Raw genomic sequence first — 17,196 nt, 5'->3', positions numbered from 1 at the left:
TAGCAGTGGCAACCGGGGTTTTCCGAAGGGTTATTCGGTCCGCGGCCAGGTCAGCGGTCTGGCTCGCGCGTCTGGTCGGCGATGGACGTGAGGTGAAGGACTGAGCGCTTCAAGCTGACGATGATGACCTTGTACGCGGGATCGCTGCTCGCCGATGCCACGGAGCCGACTCCGAGGATCTTGTCGGTACCCGGGACCGCTGTGATGGCGTTCAGCTGAAACCATGCCTTTCCCTTGATGCCGTAGCTGCTCGGTGGCTTTGGATCCATGATTCGTTCGCAACTGCCGTCCGCGGTGCGGTACCAGCGGGCGCTGATGACCTCCCCGCGGTCACCGTCGCGGACCGCCTGGCCGCGATCGGCGCATGCTCCCTTGGTGTTCGGCAGCTTGGTCCAGCGGGTGCCGTTCCAGCGCAGGTGGATGTTCTCCGTCGGTGGGTCGGGTTCGTCGTCCTCGCTGACGGAGGTGAGCTCTCCGTAGGCGTGTACGTCGCCGTCAGCGAGGACGACCTCGGTGAGGAGCGCCGTTTGCTCGGGGGCCGAGACCTTGTAGTGGTACTCCGGTGTCGGTACGAGCTTCCAGGCACGGCCGTCCCAGTGCACGGCGGCGGGCTGGCCACCCGGCAACCCCGGGCCCGCGTCCCCCTTCCCGTAGCGGCTGCCGACCGCCCACAGGTCGTCGGACGCGACACCGTCGAGTCCGGTGACGTCGGTGGGCAGGTCCATGCCAGTCCATCGGGTGCCGTCCCAGTGGTACGCCACGGTCCGGCCGTCGAGGACCCAGATGTCGTCCGGAGCGAGGGCCTTTATGTCGGCGGCCCTGGGGTCGCCGGGGAGCTTGGGCAGCGCCGTCCAGCGGGTGCCGTCCCAGTGAGCCATCCGCAGGGAGTTCAGGTCCAGGCCCGCCGTCAGCAGGAGTCCACCGGAGTCCACAGCGTCGAAGCGCGCGTCGTAGACGCTGGTACCGAACGACGCCGGCATGGGGCGGCGCTCCCAGTCGGTGCCGTCGTAGTGCATGAGGAAGCCGTCGTCGGCCGACTCGTCTCCTGGTCTGCCGATGTTGGGGGTGGACTGGCCCGCCGCCCAGATGTCGTCGGCGGCGGTCGCCATCACGTCGGACAGCACGGTCGAGCCGTTGGCCCTCTGGTCGAATGCCTCGTCGTAGTTCCAGGTCATGTCGGAGTCGCTGTTCCGGGTCACGCCAGAGTCGCTTGTGGCACGTAAGGCCACCACGGCAACGACCAGAAGCAGGACCACAGCGATCGCCACGTTGATCTTGACCGCGCGCGTGTTCACGTACGTGTTCCCCACCTCATACTCACCCCCAGTCCCCGGCCGGAGGCCGCAGAGCATACGTTCCGGCTCCTGGTCCGGAGCCACCCGAATCGTGCTTTTGCCGGATGGGCATCCTGGTGCGACGAGACATGACCTTGTGCATGTGCGTCTAGATCAGTCGGGCAGCCGCAAGGTTGCCTGCCTTCACCTTTTCTGCACCGCTGCCTCTGCGCATCTGCTCTTCAGCAGGCGAATGCCGTGCTGGGCGCGGCCGCGCCGACCCAGTCATCGGGGGCGGCACGCCGGGGTGGAGCTCAACTCAGGGCCTCCCTCGCATCGTTCAGTTTCCGGTCGAAGTCCCGGCCATATGCCGGGGCTTCGTCGCGGAGGAGGCCGCGGCCGGAGTCGGCGAGGGGCTCTGGAGGCTTCACTTCGGCGGGGCCCTGTGGGCGGAGTTCGGTGCGGGTGTCGGTTACCTCGATGCGGAGGCTGCCGGGGATCAGGGAGAGGGACACTCCGAAGTCGCGGCCCGGTACGCGGCCGTGGGTGCCCGCGTTCGCCACAGAAGGCCCAATCAGATCTCCGGCGCGAGCACCGTCAGCCGCAGCAGCGCGGCGATGAGCAGGACCGCGGGGATGGCGTACCACCACTTGCGTAGCCACGTGGCCTTGACGAACAGCCAGGTCAGCAGGGCCGTGATGGCCGAGACGACCAGGACGAGACCGGAAGCGAAGTCGGAGTGGGCGACGGTCTCGCTGTCCCAAGGGCCGGCGGGGTCGGCCAGGTAAGCGAGAAGCATGAAGTAGACCGCCACCAGATGCGGCAGAGCGAGGACGATCCCGCAGACAGCGGAGCCCATGCGGGCGCCCGGGCCCCGGCCTGTGGCTGCCTGGGGTGTCGTGTGGTGGGCGGGGCTGCTCACCGCATGGCCTCCTTGGCGTTGTCCAGTTTCTGATCGAAGCCCCGACCATACGCTTGGGCTGCGTCGCTCTCGTAGTACGGGCCGCCGTTGTAGCGGGCGGCCAACTCCTGCATCTGGGCGCGGGTCATCTGGTCGGGTGGTACATCCGCGAAGCCGCTCTCCGCCTTGAGCTGAGCCAGGTACTCGGATGCGATGAAGACGTTCTGGGCCGGGTCCTTCGTCGCTTCCACGACGGCGTCCCGCTGCATGTCGGTGAGGTTGTGCGGGTCGTACCCGAGGACCTCAGCAGCACGGCGGATCTGGATCGACATGGGGCCCACCGAGGTCCGGTCGGGGTCCTCCGCACCGGGGAGCACTTGGCGGCCCTCGTACGCCAAGTCATCCATGACGCTGGGGTCGCCCGCGACCTCCTGCCAGGCGATGCCGGCGACCATCTCGGGCGGCAGCCCGGAGTCCCGGGCTGCGGCATTGATGAGTTCCTTGTTGGCCGATATGTACGCGCGGCGGTCCTCGTCCGAGGTCGACGGCAGCCAGTAGTTGTTCCCCTGGCCCTCGGGCAGGCCGTCGACGCGCATCTTGATGCGGTACAGGGGCTCGGAGATCACGACGTGGTCGCCCAGCGTGGGGAAGGCGTCCACCTTGGGGCCGGAGCCCGGAAGCTGGGCGTAGGGGTTGCCGCCGGCCTGCCGCGCCTCGGCGCGCAGCGGGCCCAGGTCCTTCAGGAGCTGGCCGGGGTCGCCGATCGGGCTGCGGAAGTCGGGCAGGGAGCGGTACGCGGCCTGGACGTCGGCGATGCACTTCTCGCGTGCCTCGGACTCCACGCGCAGGGCATCGCTGTAGTGGCCCTTGGTCTGGTTGTAGTAGCGCTCAGCGTCCTCACGGATGGCGTCCAGGTCGACGCTCACCTCGGCGAACCAGTCCAATACGCCCGTGGTGCCCCGCAGGTCCTCCCACTGGCGCAGAGGCTCCGCGGCTCGCGCGGTGGGGGTGATGGCGGTGGCCTCCCGGGACATCACCTCGGTGAGCTTGCTCTCGGTCTGTTGTCCGCTCTCGAAGTGGCTCTTGGCCGTGGTGACGGCGTCCGCGTACGACGAGAGCGCCTTCCCCGCCGTGTGGAAGGCATCGGCCAGGGCGTCGGTGAGTTCCTTGGCCTCGCCCAGACGTTTGACGTACAGGTCACGGCCTTCGCTCTGCCAGTCCACCTTGCCCGCCTTGCGGAAGGCGTCGTCGGTGGTGTCGATCAGCTTGCGCAGGCGGGTGAACTCCGCCGCGCTGCGCTCGATGAGCGCCGGGTTCGAGTCCTCGAGGAACTCGACGTCCTCGCGGTAGGCCACGGTGGATCACCGGTCCTTGGCTTCGATGTAGCTCCCGCTCACGAGGACCGATCGCAACTGATCGCGGACGCGCTGGTCGTACTGGGCGTACGTGTTGTTCGCGGACTTCAGATGGCCGGCCAGCGCCGCGAGCAGCACGACCGCGTCGTCGTACTGGTCCTTGGCGTAGCGGGCGAAGGTGTCGACTTTCGCGGCCACGTCGGCGTGGGAGCGGGGAACACGGCAGTTCGTCGCGTTTTCTGCGTCCATCCGCCCTTCATACAGAACTCCTGCAATCTCGATGAGCAGATGCGAACTTCCGTCGACGGATGCCGCGTTGACGGAGTATCCGTTTCCGTAGCCCCCCGGACCGCTGGAGGATCCCCCGACGTCGGCAGGCAACTGGTTCAGCTGCATGTGAGTCGACTGCTGTTGACGCGCCAGCGCATCAGCCTTGAGCTGAGCCCACTCCTCGTCCCATGACACTGAGACCGCCCCCGTTCGACTGCGGCATTGCCCGAGCACATGTTCGCGCCCGAGCCAAGTCTGCCACGGACAGGCCGAGAGTGATCAAGACTGTACGGGTGCGCGCGTGCCAACTGCGTTGACATTGCGGGCACATCAGGACACGCGGGCGAGGCGGTCGCCGAGTGGCGTGGCGCTCAAGCGCCGGGGGACAACACCGTGCCCCGCGCCAGGTCAACTCCAGTGTGGGGCACAGTCGTTCACTTGGCGCTGTTCAGTTGGGCCTCGAAGTAGGCGTCTGCGGCACGCATCTCTGTCTCGCGATCGGCCTTGCGGCTACTGAGAGACTGCCTGGCTGAAGAGCGTCTCGGCCTCCGTGACCGCTCGGGCCAGAGCGTCCGGATCCGGGGTCAAGTTCCCCAGAAGCGCGTCGCCTTCACGCAGCCCCGCCCGCTCCAGCAACCCCTTCTCATTGGTGACCCACTCCCCCCGCGCCGCCAGCACCGCATGTGCCGTCTGCGTTGCCGCGACGGCGATCGCGCCCGCGACGTGGGTCAGGGCGCCCTTCGGGGCGTGGCCTGCCTTCGCGTAGGCGAGGGTGGCGATGGCCATGCTGTGCCAGCGTTCGGGGGCGGTCTTACGCAAGGCCTGCGGGTAGGCGGAAGGGCGGCGCAGCTCACCCCGTAGGACCTGGTTGATCGCGAGTTCGGCGACGAGCAGGTATGTGGGGATTCCCGCGAGGTGGAACATCAGGGGTTCGATGCGGAAGCGGCCCTCCTCGGCCTCCGCGTACACGTGCTCTACGACATCCAGGTCCCGATAGTGGACGTCCACACCTCGGCCCTCGATCGTCAGCCACGCCCCACCGTTGAAGACGCCGCCGCCCCACCCGCCGATCTCCGAGACCTCGCCCTCCCAGCCGACGGCCCGCAGATCCCCGGGGTTGAAGGCGCCGCGGTAGTACACCGCCAAATCCCAGTCGCTGTCCGGGCGGTGGGTGCCCTGGGCACGGGAGCCGCCGAGGGTCACCGCCCGGACGGCAGGGAGGGCTGCCAGGCGGTCGGCGACGTGGTCGAGGAAGGCGGAGTCGTTCACTGGGGGTCACTCCTCGGAGGTCACGAGGGTACGTGCTACGGGCGGGGGCGCGGGGGTTCACCGACCGTATGCGCCTGGATCACCATGCCGTGGTGTACGCCGCCGTTGATGGTGTTGTGCGTGTTGTGGACAGTGGTGCTGTGCTGGGGGGCGGCCAACTGAGGGGCCAACTCGTCGAGCAGTGCGCGGAGTTCCGCAGCCGCTGCAGGGTCCTGTCGCAACGTACGCCTCAGGCGGCTGCGCCATGAGGCCTGTACGTCCGCCGCGGCGTCCTCGTCCTCGGTGTCCCGCGCAGCCACCAGCTCCGCTCGCGACTCCTCCAACTCCCCCTCGACGACCTCCTCGTCCCTCCCTCGGGAGAAGAAGGCGACGACGCGATCCCGGACGTTCCCCCAGCCGTCGGTCACCATCTGCTGGACGAGCGCCGTCGCTCCGGCCGTCGCCAGTGCCGTCAACTCCGCGTCCATGGGGCCCCCTTCATCGCCGTACGCAATGCGTGTGATGCGGAGCCTCCACCGTAATCCCTCCGACTGACAGCTCTCGCGGACTGGCAGCTCTCCGTCAGCCGGCAGGGGATGCCCGGCACGTACGGCCTGGCATCCCCCGGCGGCTCGTCGGGCTGGGCTTCAGGGTCCACCGTCCCCCGGAGTTCCCGGAGGGGTCAGCGAACGGCGGCCACCGCGTCGCGCAGGGCGGCCAGTTCGTCGTACATCACCTGGCCGGGACACTCGGTCTCCATCCAGTCGCGGTGACCGCTGATTTCCGGTACGTCCCTGGTGGTGCCGTTGATCGGGTTGGTGTACGTGACCTGGGCCTTGGGGTCGACTCCGTGGAAGCGGACGAGGACACGGGTCAGGCGGGTGAGCGCCTCGCGGGCGGCTTCGGTCGGGCCCTGGGTGGTCAGGGTGCCGAGGAGGGCGATGCCGAGGTTGCCGGAGTTGAAGCCGGCGGCGTGGAAGGCGGTGACGAGGTTGCCGTCGCCGTCGTGGGCGGGGATGCCGTCGTCGCCCGAGAAACGGCCCTCATAGATGGTGCCCTCCTCGTCGATGAGGAAGTGGTAGCCGATGTCGCCCCAGTCGTTGGTGACGGCGTGGAGCTCGTAGATCGCTCGCACCGTGGCGGCCGGGTCAGGGTCGGCGTTGACCGTGGCGGTGTGGTGGACCGTGAGGGTCTGGAACGGGTAGTACGCGGTCGGCGTGTTCTCCGTGCCGTCCGGCTTGAAGCGCAGCGATTCGTCCGCGCCCCAGGCCGCGCGCGTCAGATAGGCGATGCCGCGCACCCGGGTCGTGTCCTGCGGGACGGCCACCTTGCGCGCCGGGCCCTGCTTGGTGTCGATGGCCAGGGACCGCAGGTCGGTGGCGCCGTCCGGGGCCTTCAGCTCGTAAGCGGAGGCCTGGCCTGCGGAGACGAGCAGGACACCGCCGTTGCTGTCCGAGCAGCCGTTCGCGCTCAGGTCCTTCCACGCACCCTGGCTGCCGTCGGCGTCGGTCAGCCGGATGCCACCGCCGGCGGCTTCGCGCGTGCCTGCCCAGGTCAGGCCCACGTAGGCGATGGGAAAGGCGGCCTCGACGTGGGCTTCGCCGGTGGCCGCCTTGGTGCGGGTCTTGGGGAAGTTCTCCGATGTCGTACCGGGTTCGACGGCGGTGGTGTCGGCGTTGGTCGTGGCGTCCGCGTCGGTGGACTCGGAGTTGGTGGTCGCCATCACGGCGGGGGTGATCGCCGCGCCTGCCGCGACCGCACCGGCGGCGCCGATGAGCCCACGCCGGGTGACGCGGGATTTGGGGCGATGAGAAGTGGGGGGAACAGTCATCGGGGGGATCCTTACAGGGTTCCGTGGTCGTTCCTGACGGCTACAGGGGCATACGGGCCCCGCGCGCCAGCCGTGCTTGAAGACGCAAGGGATCATACGGTTCCCGGATGACGTTTCGGCCGCCACCCCCCGGAAAATTGGCCGGAGTTGACCTACTTCTCGGTAGGTCCGGCTCGTCTCGCGAGACGGGGTGAGGCGGGGCTGGACGGGCGCTGTCCACCCCCGTCCCGCTCCCGCCCGAATAATCGGATGCGCGACCGCCACCGCCGCCCGCACGATCGGCAGGTCATCTCTCGTCAAGTCGCCGGAAGCCAAGCCAAGCCACCGGAAATCACCGCTTGACGAGACCCCGCCGAACCCGGGAGACCCATGCTCCAGCGCATCACCGTCCCCACCCTCTTCCCGCCCCCTACTTACTCCCACGCCTCCGTGGTCGAAGCGGGCACGCGCCTCGCATTCCTCGCCGGGGCCGTCCCCCTCGACGCCGGCGGAAAGCTCGTCGGCGAGGGCGACCCCGTACGGCAGGCCGAGCAGGTCATCGCCAATCTTGGCGAGCAACTGCACGCTACCGGCAGCGACTTGGCGCATGTCGCGTGCACCGACGTGTACGTCGTGACGAACGACCCCGCCGTGCTCTCGGAGGTCTGGGACGTCGTCGAGGCCTCCGGGCTCAGCGCCGGCCCGCATGCGTCGACTCTCCTCGGGGTCGCCTGCCTCGGCTACCCGGGCCAACTCGTGGAGATCACGGCGACGGCCGTCGTACCCGAGCCAGAGTCCGGCGCCACCCTCTAGGGAACGTCTGTCGGCCCCCAACTCCGCCTCTTCGGCAGCGGTTTCGCGTAGCTCCCGGCGCGGCTCGTCGTCAGGCCCAGGCTTACCAGGGACTCGGCTAGTTTCACGGCTGCGGCGACTCCGTCGACGACCGGCAGGCCCAGCTTGTCGCCGACCACCCGTTGGAGTCCCGTCATTCCGGCGCAGCCGAGCACCAGTACCTCCGCGCCGGCGTCGCGGGCCCGTTCGGCGGCGGTCACGAAGGCCTCCTGTGTGCGGAGGGAGTCGCCGAGGTCGAGGACGCCGAGGCCCGTGCCCACGACAGCGGCGCAGTTCTGGGCGACCCCGGCCGCGTACAGGCTGTCCTCGATCTGCCCGCGCGAGCGCTCCAGCGTGGTGACGACGCCGTACCGTCGGCCGAGCAGGCAGGCCAGATGTGCCGCGGCCTCGGTGATGTCGACGACGGGTACGTCCACGAGTTCCCGTACGCCCTCACGCCCGTGCTCCCCGAACCCCGCCATGACGACGGCGTCGTACGGCTCGTCGTACGTCCGCAGGGTGTCGAGAACGGCAGCCGCCGAGAGGTAGCTGTCGAGCCAGCCCTCCACGGACTCGGGCCCCCACGCGGGGGTCAGACCGGTCACGGTGGTGCCCGGGCCTGCGGCGGCCCGGGCACCTCGTACGATCTCCGCGGTCATCTCCTGCGTCGTATTGCAGTTGGTGACGACGATTCGCACGTTCAGCCCTCCACCGTGGCGGGCTCGGAGGCAGCGGCTTCGCCGGCGGCGCGCTCGGGGCGGCAGAGCAGGGCGTACAGCCCGGCGGCCATCGCCGTCCCGATGAACCACGAGTACGGAGCAACCGCGCCGAAGTCCTTCACCAGCGCGAGCACCGCCGACACCGCCGCCGCGGGCAGGAACGCCCACAGAGCCTTGGGGTTGACGCCCTTGCGGTAGTAGTAACGGGACCCGGGTGTGGCGTTGAAGAGCGCTTCGACGTCGATACGGCCGCGCTTGACCCAGAAGTAGTCGAGCATGATCACACCGAACAGCGGGCCCAGGAAGGCGCCGAGGCCGCCGAGGAAGTACTGGACGACCGTGGGGTTGGAGAAGAGGTTCCACGGGGTCACGACCAGCGCGGCCACCGTGCTGATCATGCCGCCGACCTTGAAGGTGATCTTCTGCGGCCAGACGTTCGCCAGGTCGTACGCCGGCGAGACGAAGTTGGCGACGATGTTGACGCCCATGGTGGCGATGGCGAAGGTGAGCGCCGCCAGCACCAGCACCCAGGTGTTGCCGACCTTGGCGACGAGTTCCGCCGGGTCGGTGATGGCCTCGCCGAACACCTCGAGCGAACCGGCCGTGACGATGACCGACACGACGACGAAGGCCGTCGAGTTGATGGGCAGGCCCCAGAAGTTGCCGCGCCTGACCGTCTTGTAGTCCGGCGAAAAGCGCGAGAAGTCGCAGAAGTTGAGCATCAGCGTGCCGTACGTGGCGAGGATGAGCCCGATCGCGCCGAACCACTGTCGCCACTGCTCACCCGCGGAGACCGGGTGCGGGGTGTCGGTGAGTGAGATGGTCCAGCCGGCCTTGGCGAGGATCCACACCGCGAGCGCGATCATCACGACCCAGATCGCCGGACCGCAGAAGTCCTGGAACTTGCGCACCGACTCCATGCCCTGGCTGATGATCAGCGCCTGGAGGATCCAGAGGGCGAGGAAGGAGATCCAGCCGAGCGCGTGCAGGCCCAGGAAGTCACTGTGGGTCCAGGACTCCAGTCCGGGCCAGGCCGCGAGCAGCATGACGTTGACGGCGACTGAGGCCAGGTAGGTCTGGATTCCGTACCACATGATCGCGATGACGGCCCTGATCAGGGCGGGGATGTTGGCGCCCCAGACGCCGAAACTGATGCGGCTGACGACCGGGAAGGGTACGCCGTGGCGCTGCCCGATCTTCCCCATCCAGTTCATGCCGATGTAGATGATCACGAAGCCGACGAGCAGAGACGTGAAGACCTGCCACACGTTCATACCGAGGACCAGCAGGCCCGCCGCGAACGTGTAGTTGCCGAGGTTGTGGACGTCGGACATCCACATGGCGAAGAGGTCGAAGACCTTCCAGTTGCGCTTCTTCGCGGGCGCGAGGTCTTCGTTGGTGAGCCTTGGATCGGGGACGAACTCGGTGGCGCTCTGGGCGGCGGCCGGATCGGCGAGGGACACGGGACCTCCAGGGGTGAGGGACGGAGGACGGGGAGCCGGGGGGGTAGGAGCGGGGTTCGGGAGCGGGATGGGGACGAGCGTGAGCGGGGGTGGTCGCTCGCGTTCGTGAGCGGAAGGTGGCCACTTCGGCTCTTTTGGTATACCAAACTTGCGTTATGGTCCCGCCGCCAACGGCACTCGGCAATGTCCGTACGGTTACAGCTCGGTAAAACAGCCCCCGGTTCGGAGAAGATGGAGCCATGACGACGGTGGAACCGCTGGGGGCGGTGCGCGAGCGAGTCCTCGCCACGCTGCGGCAGGAGATCATCACCGGGCGGCTGCGGCCCCGCGACCGGCTGGTCGAGCGCGAGCTGGCCGACCGCTTCGGGGTCTCCCGCGTCCCGGTCCGCGAGGCGATCCGCGCCCTGGTCGCCGAGGGCTTCGTCCACTTCGAGACCCCGCGCCGCACCGTCGTACGCCCGCTGACCCCGACGGACGTCAAGGAACTCTTCGAGCTCCGCGAGGCCCTGGAGGTGTACGCCACCGGGCTCGCGGCCCAGCGCGCAACCCGGGCCGACCTCGCCGAACTGGAGGAACTCCTCGACCACGCGGCCACCGCGACCCGGGCCGAGGACGCGGAGGCGATCCCCGAGATCAACACCCGCTTCCACGACCGCATCCTGTCGATGGCCGGCAACGGCCTGCTCATCTCCGTCATGGAACCGGTCGCCGGCCGCGTACGCTGGCTCACCCACCAGAACGAGGAGTGGCCCCAACTCCTCCTGGAACACCGCGAGTTGTACGCCGCCATCGCCTCCGGCGACCCCGAACGCGCCCGCGCCCACGCCCTCGCACACGTCCAGGCCAACTACCGGTCGACGGTGCGGCAACTCTTCGGCGACGCCGAGGCCGACTCTGGAGGCCATGTAGAGGGACATGCGGGAGGACGTGGGTGAACGGGGCGGTGCGCGGTGGCCTCAGCGGGCTGCCGCGTACCGGTCCGTCGCCGCGACCAGCGCGTCTGCGACGTCCGCCGCTCCCGCGTTGTGGCCGACGTCGTCGATCAGGATCAGTTCGCTTCCGGGCCAGGCGTGATGGAGGCGCCAGACGGTGCCGAGGAGGTTGCCGGGATCGAGGCTGCCCTGGACGAGGATGCCGGGGATGTCCTTGAGGAGGGGGGCGTCCCGGAGGGCCGCTCCCTCCTCGTTGCCCTCGCCGAGGAAGCAGTCGTTGCCCCAGTAGTGCGTGACCGTGCGGGCGAAGCCCATGCGGAACACCGGATCCTCGTAGCGGGGGATCGAACGAGGCGGGGCGGGCGCCATGGCTGTCTCCCAGTCGGTCCAGGCCCGTGCCGCCCGCGCCCGAACCTCCGGGTCGGGCGATTCGATCAACCGGTTGTACGCCGCCGCCAGATTCCCCTCGCGCTCGTCCTCGGGCAGCTCAGCGAGGAACCGCTCGAAGGCATCGGGGAAGAACTGCCCGAGCCCCCTGGTCAACAGGGCCGTTTCACGGTTGGCCCCGGTCGCGACGGCCGTCAGCACCAGCTCGGAGACGGCGCCGGGGTGCGTCTGCGCGTACCGCAACCCGAGCACCGACCCCCACGACACGCCCCAGACCAGCCATTGCTCGATCCCCAGGTGCCGCCGCAGCCGCTCCAGGTCGGCGATGATGTGCGCCGTCGTGTTGACGCTCATGTCGGTGTCGTACGCGCTCGCGTGCGGCGTCGAGCGTCCGCAGCCGCGCTGGTCGAGGAGGACGATGCGGTAGGCGGCCGGGTCGAAGTACCGACGGAAGAAGGGGCCGCTCCCGGAACCGGGCCCACCGTGCAGCACCACCGCGGGCTTCCCGCGCGGATTGCCGCAGACCTCCCAGTAGACGTGGTTGCCGTCGCCGACGTCGAGCATGCCGTGGTCGTACGGTTCGATCTCCGGATAAAGGGGCATCGGGCGACCCTAGCCCGCATACGGGCTGGTCGGAAGCTCTGCCGCCTCCGCTGCGGTGCGCAGTACATCCCGCAACATTTCGGGGGTGAGGCGCCTGGTGAAGGTGTTGCGCTGGCTGACGTGGAAGCAGCCGAAGAGTTCCAGCGGGTTGTTCGTCGGGCTCTCCAGTGCGATCCGCGCGCCATGGGAGAAGGCCGGCCGCGGTCGGGGCACCGTCCAGCTCGCCTCAGCGAACGCGGGCAGCGCGGCCTGCCACCCGAACGCCCCGAGCACGACGACCGCCCGGAGGGTGGGCCTCAGCAGCTTCAGCTCGGTCACCAGCCAGGGGCGGCAGGTGTCGCGCTCCCAGGGCGTTGGCTTGTTGTCGGGCGGCGCGCAGTGCACGGGTGAGGTGACACGCACGCCGTACAGGGTCAGCCCGTCGTCCACGCTCAGGGACGTGGGCTGCGACGCCAGCCCCACCTCGTGCAACGCCGCATACAGCACGTCCCCGGAACGGTCCCCGGTGAACATCCGCCCGGTCCGGTTCCCGCCGTGCGCCGCGGGAGCGAGCCCGATGACGAGCAGCGAGGCGTCCGGTGGTCCGAAGCCCGGCACCGGGCGGCCCCAGTACGTCCAGTCCGCGAAGGCGGCGCGTTTTGTACGGGCCACCTCCTCGCGCCAGTCGACCAGCCGCGGGCAGGCCCGGCAGCCGGAGACCCGCGCGTCCAGCTCGGCCAGGCTGTTGTCCATGCCCACAACGGTATGCCTGGAATGCATGCCCGGGATGCCGGTGTGAGGCGGCGTGGAAAACGGCTCCGACTACCCGCTTCCCGAGGACTAAGGTCGAAGCATGGCTTCAGGGACTCAGAGGAACGGCACGGACGGCGCGGGCGAGCACGCGGCCGGCTCGGCCGAGGCGGTGGCCGCCGCGAAGGCCGCCGCCCCGGCGAGCGGTGAGACCGTCCGCGTCGACAGCTGGATCTGGTCCGTACGTCTCGTCAAAACTCGCTCGATGGGCGCCACCGCCTGTCGCGGCGGCCACGTCCGCGTGAACGGCGATCGCGTCAAGCCCGCGCACGCTCTCCGTGTCGGCGACGAGGTCCGCCTGCGCCACGGCAACCGCGAACGGATCGTCGTCGTCAAGCGCCTGATCCGCAAACGAGTCGGGGCCCCGGTAGCCACCGAGTGCTACATCGACAACTCCCCACCACCCCCGCCCCGCGAGGCGGTCGCCCCCGCAGGCATCCGCGACCGAGGCACCGGCCGCCCCACCAAACGCGACCGCCGCGAACTGGAGCGCCTGCGAGGGTTGGCGGAGCCTGGCCCCGGATCCGGCCCTGGGCCAAGCCCCGGAGCTGCCCCACGTTGATCTTGACGGTTCGAAGCTGCGGGTCCGTCGTGGCTGGTCGCTCCCCCACTCCCGGCTCCGCGCGGCGACAAGCCCCCCAAAGCTTGGCACCAGCTCACCCCGACCCCACTCGAACAAGCGACGGCTCCCGGCGCGGTCCCCCTCCCCCTGCGCCGGGAGCCGTCCGACTGGGGGTCACGACCGTCGTCGTATGAGCTGCAGCAGCTCGGCGTTGTGACTCCGGCGTGCGTAGGCGATCAGGGCGAGCGGGACTATCAGGATGAGCGGAGTCGCGGCGTACTGGCCGTCGAAGACGGCGAGTTGCGTGATGAAGGCGCCCACCATCAGCGCGCTCAGCGCAACCGCCGCCACCGACGACAACAGCGGGATCAACAGGGCGATGGCACCGAGCAGTTCGAGCACGCCGATGCTGTACATGCCCGCCCCACCCCAGCCGATCTTGTCGAAGGACTCGACGGCCGACTCGTGTCCGATCAGCTTGGGCAGCGCGCTCGCGAAGCCGAACATGAGGGCGAGCGCAACTTGCAGGCCACGCAGGGCGATACGGGCGCGGCGGCCACGAGCGGTCGCCGATTCGGCGACGACAGTGCCGGACGCTACGGAGGCGGCAGAAGCGGCGGTCTCGGACATGAGGTTCTCCTGTGTGAGGCGGTTCGCGTCGCTGTCGGAGAGGTAGACCGACCCGCCTCCCGAAACTCATCGCTCAACAAACAGAGTTCTCCGCCTCTCCGCGAAACTCACCGCCCGCCGCCCCCAAGCTCACGCTGGCCGCTGGCCGCTGGCCGCTGACGGTCGCCGCAAGCTCACGCCCCCACCGGAACGGCTCGCACCCATATCCCGTCCTCCGTCAGATACCGGTCGACCTTCAGCCCCGCCTCCGCCAGCGCCTCCTCGAACTGCTTCTTCGTGAGCGGCCGTGCAAGAAACGTCTGGGTCCATATCGCGTCCGGGAAGACATACTCCACGCGCACCGAGTTCACCCCGTCCCCCACTGGCTCCGCAGACAGCATCCGCACCGTGAACCCACTGGGATCATGACGCTCGCGCGGCAGATTCGTGTGGTAGTCCTCCCCCTCGCGCTGAATCAACACGCACCCGTCGTCCGCGAGATGGCTCCGGCACACGTCCAGCATCCCGCGCCGCACCTCTATGTCGCCGGTGTGCACCAGGAACGACGCGAGCATCACCACGTCGAACTTCTCTCCCATGGAGAGCGTCTCGATGGGACTGCATATCGTGCGCGCCCCACGCACCCGCTCCAGCATCTCCGCCGACTCGTCCACCGCCGTGACCGTGAACCCCCGCTCCAGAAGCGGATGCGTCATCCGCCCCACCCCGCAGCCCAGTTCGAGGATGTGCGCCTCCGCGGGCACGGCCGCGCTGATGATGTCCGGCTCGTCCCGGACGGGCAGCCGCGCATACAGCTCCACCGCGCAGCCGTCCGGCGTAATCGCTCCGGGCCCTGTCCCCTCGTATCCCGCACGCATCTCGATCGTCATACCCGTCGAACGGCCCGTGCCCGCCGCCCCGTTCCCCCTCCCCACCGATTCACCCGTTCGAGTTACAGCGCGAACCAGCCATGCCCGCCGTACCAGTGACCGCCCGCCCGCAGATGATCCCCGACCGCCCGCTCCACACTCGTACGCCGGGGCAGTCCCTCCACCGGCAGTTCCGGATCACCGAAGACGAAGCCCACCGCGCTCTTGTCGTCCGCTTTCGTCTCCTCGTACGCGAGCTGAAACCGCTCCTGGAAGCGGACGATGTTGGAGTCCGCCGGCAGATACCGCTTCAACTGCGCGTCGAGCAGCCAGGAGTGGCACACTGCCACTGCATACCGCTCCTCCGGGTAGTGGCGGGCGAAGAACTCCCGTGCCAGGTCCAGCGATTGGTCGCACGCGCGCGGTGACAGGGGCCCACGGAAGTCTGCGATGTGCAGGCTGAGGCAGAGGTCGCCGGGGCCGGTGTCGAGACCCGCGGCGGCAGCCGCCTGCCCCGTGCGCCCGCCGAGCCGCGCGCGCTGGAACTGGAGCCGCCCCAGCTGGTACAGCTCCCCGTGGAAGTGCAGGGCGAGCCACCACGGCACCGGGAGCCCGCAGGTACCGAACCGCCGCCGGTGCACGGCCATATGCCGCCCCAGATCGGCGAGGCTGCGCCGGGACACGGCCTCCGGAATGCCCCGATCCCGGTGGTACGCGCGTACGTACGGCAATGCGGCGACGAACACGAACACATGGAAGCTGCGGCCGAGCGGCCCCGTGGACTCCGGGAAAGCCGGCGGTTCCCACCCTTTGCCGATCTCCCCCATGTCACGTACGAACCGGCCGACGCACCGGCGCAGCAGCGTCATCGCCTCCGGATCCGCCGCCAACCGATCCCGCTGCGCGACAAGTTCATTGACGCACTCGTGCGGCACGGACAGATCGAGAAGTACATCCGGCAGCTCCACCGCGTCCGGAAGCACGGCCTCCACGCGCGGGACGGCCTCGCTCTCGAGATCCCTCAGCCATTCCGCGAGCCTCTCGTCGACCCGCAGCTCCTCCAGCACAGCCGCTCCCCCGTTCGTCCGCCCTTTGGTGAACGTGCACCACGAAGAGTACGTTTTCGAGTAGGAGCAGTGATCCGGATGCGTACGGGCAGTGAACCGAGGAGTGCGCGCAGTGCGCTGCGAGCGCGCATGTGGCTCAGCGTGTGGGGTCTGGTCTGGGCGGTCGCGGGAACCACGGCCTTCGCCCTGGCCGGGCGGCCCGGCTGGGCAATCGCCTGCGGGGTGCTATGGCTGATCATCACCGCCGACCTGGCGATGATCCTCCGCCACATCCGCCAGGGCCCCCACTACCAGCCGGGCCCCGACATCCCGCCCTACCGACCGCCGAACCAACGAAGCTGAGCGACTTGACGAACTCCGGTGCGGTACCGCGCCCCTTAAAACGAACCGCAGCTTCGAAACAGCCTTACCCAGCGGAGCGCTCCGTCAGGAGTCGAACCGGGCCGCCGCCACATACTCCGGCTGCGGATCCAGCGCCGCCGCGAGCCGGAAGTGGCGTATGGCCTGCTCGGGCCGACCCGAGCGCTCGTACGTACGGGCCAGCGCGAAGTGCGCGAACGCGTTGTCCGGCTCGCGCTCCAGCACGACCGTGAACTCCAGCTCGGCGGGCCGCAGTTGAGCTGCCGCGAAGAAAGCACGCGCGCGCAGCAGCCGCGCCGCCGTGTTCTCCGGATGCGCGGCGATGACGTTGTCGAGCAGCTTCACCGCCCCCCGCGGGTCACGCGCGGCCAGCAGCTGCTCGGCGGCGCGGAAGTCGATGACATGCGTCTCCGGAGTAGGTCCGGTGGAACCACTGAACTCAGGCACGCCTCACTCCTTCCCTCGCTGCCCCGCGTCAACGCCCCGGAGGGGGCCCGCTATTCCAAGGTCGTTTTCTGCTGTGCCCGCCGCACAAGATCCGCCCACACCTCCCGTACGCGCCGCTCCAGCTGCTCCAGCGGTACGTCGTTGTCGATGACGATGTCCGCTGTCTGCAGCCGCTTCTCGCGGGTGGCCTGGGCGGCCATGCGGGCGCGGGCGTCCTCCTCGGTCATGCCGCGCAGCCGTATGAGCCGGTCGAGCTGGGTCTCGGCGGCGGCGTCGACGACCACCACGACGTCGTACAGCGGCGCGAGACCATTCTCGGCGAGCAGAGGCACGTCGTGCACGATGACGGCGTCCTGGGCGGCGGCGGCCTCGAGCTCGCGGGAGCGGGCGCCCACGAGGGGGTGCACGATCGAGTTCAGCAGGGCGAGCTTGTCCTGGTCCGTGAAGACGATCGAGCCCAGCTTGGGCCGGTCGAGGCTGCCGTCCGGGGTGAGTATGTCCTCTCCGAAGGCGTCGACGACCGCTGCGAGACCGGGAGTTCCGCGGTCGACGACCTCCCGCGCGATCTTGTCGGCATCGATCAGCACGGCGCCGCACTCCACGAGCAGCCGCGACACCTCGCTCTTGCCGGCGCCGATCCCGCCGGTCAGGCCCACTGTCAGCATGCTCGAAAGCTTAGGACCTGCCTCTGACAACGCGA

The 17,196-nt window shown here is 69.2% G+C and carries 21 protein-coding genes; 4 read left to right on the top strand and 17 right to left on the bottom strand.

Annotated elements, in window-relative coordinates:
- Positions 1-50 precede the first annotated feature (50 nt).
- From ACGFNK_RS12660 to ACGFNK_RS12625, 8 genes are all read right to left on the bottom strand, one after another.
- Entirely contained in the window at positions 51-1,295 is a 1,245-nt protein-coding gene (locus ACGFNK_RS12660; protein ID WP_393415010.1) for a hypothetical protein, read from the bottom strand.
- Positions 1,296-1,588: 293 nt separating this feature from the next.
- The gene (locus tag ACGFNK_RS12655; RefSeq protein ID WP_393415007.1) at positions 1,589-1,837 is read right to left on the bottom strand and encodes a hypothetical protein; all 249 of its coding nucleotides are present in this window, start codon (positions 1,835-1,837) and stop codon (positions 1,589-1,591) included.
- A gap of 11 nt (positions 1,838-1,848) precedes the next feature.
- Positions 1,849-2,196, bottom strand: a complete 348-nt coding sequence (locus ACGFNK_RS12650) for a hypothetical protein (RefSeq protein ID WP_393415004.1) — start codon at positions 2,194-2,196, stop codon at positions 1,849-1,851.
- Entirely contained in the window at positions 2,193-3,530 is a 1,338-nt protein-coding gene (locus tag ACGFNK_RS12645; protein ID WP_393415001.1) for a putative T7SS-secreted protein, read from the bottom strand. Before ACGFNK_RS12645 ends, ACGFNK_RS12650 begins: the two co-directional genes overlap by 4 nt.
- A gap of 6 nt (positions 3,531-3,536) precedes the next feature.
- Positions 3,537-3,779 (bottom strand): hypothetical protein, encoded by a 243-nt coding sequence (locus tag ACGFNK_RS12640; protein WP_393414999.1) that lies wholly within the window; start codon positions 3,777-3,779, stop codon positions 3,537-3,539.
- Positions 3,780-4,310: 531 nt separating this feature from the next.
- Entirely contained in the window at positions 4,311-5,069 is a 759-nt protein-coding gene (locus ACGFNK_RS12635) for a nucleotidyltransferase domain-containing protein (protein ID WP_393414996.1), read from the bottom strand.
- A 35-nt stretch (positions 5,070-5,104) separates the two neighbouring features.
- Positions 5,105-5,536: a hypothetical protein gene (locus tag ACGFNK_RS12630; RefSeq protein ID WP_393414993.1), complete on the bottom strand. Its 432-nt coding sequence runs from the start codon at positions 5,534-5,536 to the stop codon at positions 5,105-5,107.
- Between the two features lie 194 nt (positions 5,537-5,730).
- Positions 5,731-6,879, bottom strand: a complete 1,149-nt coding sequence (locus ACGFNK_RS12625; RefSeq protein ID WP_393414990.1) for a peptidoglycan recognition family protein — start codon at positions 6,877-6,879, stop codon at positions 5,731-5,733.
- A 369-nt stretch (positions 6,880-7,248) separates the two neighbouring features.
- Between ACGFNK_RS12625 and ACGFNK_RS12620 the strand changes: the two genes are divergently transcribed.
- Positions 7,249-7,671: a RidA family protein gene (locus ACGFNK_RS12620; RefSeq protein WP_393414987.1), complete on the top strand. Its 423-nt coding sequence runs from the start codon at positions 7,249-7,251 to the stop codon at positions 7,669-7,671.
- Here the strand turns inward: ACGFNK_RS12620 and ACGFNK_RS12615 are convergent.
- Together ACGFNK_RS12615 and ACGFNK_RS12610 are read right to left on the bottom strand one after the other, a co-directional pair.
- Positions 7,668-8,387 carry an aspartate/glutamate racemase family protein gene (locus ACGFNK_RS12615; protein WP_393414985.1) on the bottom strand — a complete coding sequence of 240 codons (720 nt, stop codon included), beginning with the start codon at positions 8,385-8,387 and terminating at the stop codon, positions 7,668-7,670. The two genes, ACGFNK_RS12620 and ACGFNK_RS12615, sit on opposite strands and share 4 nt — an antisense overlap.
- 2 nt (positions 8,388-8,389) lie before the next feature.
- Positions 8,390-9,871: an NCS1 family nucleobase:cation symporter-1 gene (locus ACGFNK_RS12610; protein ID WP_386345754.1), complete on the bottom strand. Its 1,482-nt coding sequence runs from the start codon at positions 9,869-9,871 to the stop codon at positions 8,390-8,392.
- Between the two features lie 239 nt (positions 9,872-10,110).
- Between ACGFNK_RS12610 and ACGFNK_RS12605 the strand changes: the two genes are divergently transcribed.
- The gene (locus tag ACGFNK_RS12605) at positions 10,111-10,806 is read left to right on the top strand and encodes a GntR family transcriptional regulator (RefSeq protein ID WP_393414981.1); all 696 of its coding nucleotides are present in this window, start codon (positions 10,111-10,113) and stop codon (positions 10,804-10,806) included.
- 21 nt (positions 10,807-10,827) lie between these two features.
- Here the strand turns inward: ACGFNK_RS12605 and pip are convergent, their stop codons facing one another.
- Both pip and ACGFNK_RS12595 read right to left on the bottom strand, forming a co-directional pair.
- Positions 10,828-11,793, bottom strand: a complete 966-nt coding sequence (pip, locus tag ACGFNK_RS12600; RefSeq protein WP_393414978.1) for a prolyl aminopeptidase — start codon at positions 11,791-11,793, stop codon at positions 10,828-10,830.
- 9 nt (positions 11,794-11,802) lie between these two features.
- Positions 11,803-12,525 (bottom strand): uracil-DNA glycosylase, encoded by a 723-nt coding sequence (locus ACGFNK_RS12595; RefSeq protein WP_393414975.1) that lies wholly within the window; start codon positions 12,523-12,525, stop codon positions 11,803-11,805.
- 100 nt (positions 12,526-12,625) lie between these two features.
- On the opposite strand from ACGFNK_RS12595, the gene ACGFNK_RS12590 reads away from it, so the two are divergent.
- Positions 12,626-13,144 carry an RNA-binding S4 domain-containing protein gene (locus ACGFNK_RS12590; RefSeq protein WP_393414972.1) on the top strand — a complete coding sequence of 173 codons (519 nt, stop codon included), beginning with the start codon at positions 12,626-12,628 and terminating at the stop codon, positions 13,142-13,144.
- A gap of 174 nt (positions 13,145-13,318) precedes the next feature.
- Here the strand turns inward: ACGFNK_RS12590 and ACGFNK_RS12585 are convergent, their stop codons facing one another.
- The 3 genes from ACGFNK_RS12585 to ACGFNK_RS12575 form a co-directional block, all read right to left on the bottom strand.
- Positions 13,319-13,774 carry a DoxX family protein gene (locus ACGFNK_RS12585; RefSeq protein ID WP_393414969.1) on the bottom strand — a complete coding sequence of 152 codons (456 nt, stop codon included), beginning with the start codon at positions 13,772-13,774 and terminating at the stop codon, positions 13,319-13,321.
- A gap of 173 nt (positions 13,775-13,947) precedes the next feature.
- Complete coding sequence (locus tag ACGFNK_RS12580) at positions 13,948-14,643, bottom strand: class I SAM-dependent methyltransferase (protein ID WP_393414966.1); 696 nt, start codon at positions 14,641-14,643, stop codon at positions 13,948-13,950.
- A gap of 62 nt (positions 14,644-14,705) precedes the next feature.
- On the bottom strand, positions 14,706-15,605 hold the full coding sequence (locus ACGFNK_RS12575) for an acyltransferase domain-containing protein (protein WP_393415556.1): 900 nt from the start codon (positions 15,603-15,605) through the stop codon (positions 14,706-14,708).
- A 162-nt stretch (positions 15,606-15,767) separates the two neighbouring features.
- Here ACGFNK_RS12575 and ACGFNK_RS12570 point away from each other — a divergent pair, with 162 nt between their 5' ends.
- Positions 15,768-16,031, top strand: a complete 264-nt coding sequence (locus tag ACGFNK_RS12570) for a DUF6343 family protein (RefSeq protein ID WP_393414963.1) — start codon at positions 15,768-15,770, stop codon at positions 16,029-16,031.
- A gap of 84 nt (positions 16,032-16,115) precedes the next feature.
- Here the strand turns inward: ACGFNK_RS12570 and ACGFNK_RS12565 are convergent, their stop codons facing one another.
- Positions 16,116-16,496 carry a tetratricopeptide repeat protein gene (locus ACGFNK_RS12565; protein WP_344392161.1) on the bottom strand — a complete coding sequence of 127 codons (381 nt, stop codon included), beginning with the start codon at positions 16,494-16,496 and terminating at the stop codon, positions 16,116-16,118.
- Positions 16,497-16,546: 50 nt separating this feature from the next.
- Positions 16,547-17,161 (bottom strand): dephospho-CoA kinase, encoded by a 615-nt coding sequence (gene coaE / locus ACGFNK_RS12560; protein ID WP_393414959.1) that lies wholly within the window; start codon positions 17,159-17,161, stop codon positions 16,547-16,549.
- Positions 17,162-17,196 lie beyond the last annotated feature (35 nt).

The sequence above is a fragment of the Streptomyces sp. NPDC048825 genome (assembly GCF_043198355.1).
Taxonomy (GTDB): Bacteria; Actinomycetota; Actinomycetes; order Streptomycetales; family Streptomycetaceae; genus Streptomyces; species Streptomyces xiangluensis.
The sequence above is the reverse complement of the archived record's forward strand: the minus strand, read 5'-3'. Positions and strand labels throughout refer to the sequence as shown.

Excerpts from the sequence above, each read along its gene's own strand:
- ACGFNK_RS12640 (WP_393414999.1), bottom strand. The coding sequence starts at position 3,779 with ATGGACGCAGAAAACGCGACGAACTGCCGTGTTCCCCGCTCCCACGCC.
- ACGFNK_RS12630 (WP_393414993.1), bottom strand. The coding sequence starts at position 5,536 with ATGGACGCGGAGTTGACGGCACTGGCGACGGCCGGAGCGACGGCGCTC.
- ACGFNK_RS12625 (WP_393414990.1), bottom strand. The coding sequence starts at position 6,879 with ATGACTGTTCCCCCCACTTCTCATCGCCCCAAATCCCGCGTCACCCGG.
- ACGFNK_RS12620 (WP_393414987.1), top strand. The coding sequence starts at position 7,249 with ATGCTCCAGCGCATCACCGTCCCCACCCTCTTCCCGCCCCCTACTTAC.
- ACGFNK_RS12605 (WP_393414981.1), top strand. The coding sequence starts at position 10,111 with ATGACGACGGTGGAACCGCTGGGGGCGGTGCGCGAGCGAGTCCTCGCC.
- pip (WP_393414978.1), bottom strand. The coding sequence starts at position 11,793 with ATGCCCCTTTATCCGGAGATCGAACCGTACGACCACGGCATGCTCGAC.
- ACGFNK_RS12595 (WP_393414975.1), bottom strand. The coding sequence starts at position 12,525 with ATGGACAACAGCCTGGCCGAGCTGGACGCGCGGGTCTCCGGCTGCCGG.
- ACGFNK_RS12590 (WP_393414972.1), top strand. The coding sequence starts at position 12,626 with ATGGCTTCAGGGACTCAGAGGAACGGCACGGACGGCGCGGGCGAGCAC.
- ACGFNK_RS12585 (WP_393414969.1), bottom strand. The coding sequence starts at position 13,774 with ATGTCCGAGACCGCCGCTTCTGCCGCCTCCGTAGCGTCCGGCACTGTC.
- ACGFNK_RS12580 (WP_393414966.1), bottom strand. The coding sequence starts at position 14,643 with ATGACGATCGAGATGCGTGCGGGATACGAGGGGACAGGGCCCGGAGCG.
- ACGFNK_RS12570 (WP_393414963.1), top strand. The coding sequence starts at position 15,768 with ATGCGTACGGGCAGTGAACCGAGGAGTGCGCGCAGTGCGCTGCGAGCG.
- coaE (WP_393414959.1), bottom strand. The coding sequence starts at position 17,161 with ATGCTGACAGTGGGCCTGACCGGCGGGATCGGCGCCGGCAAGAGCGAG.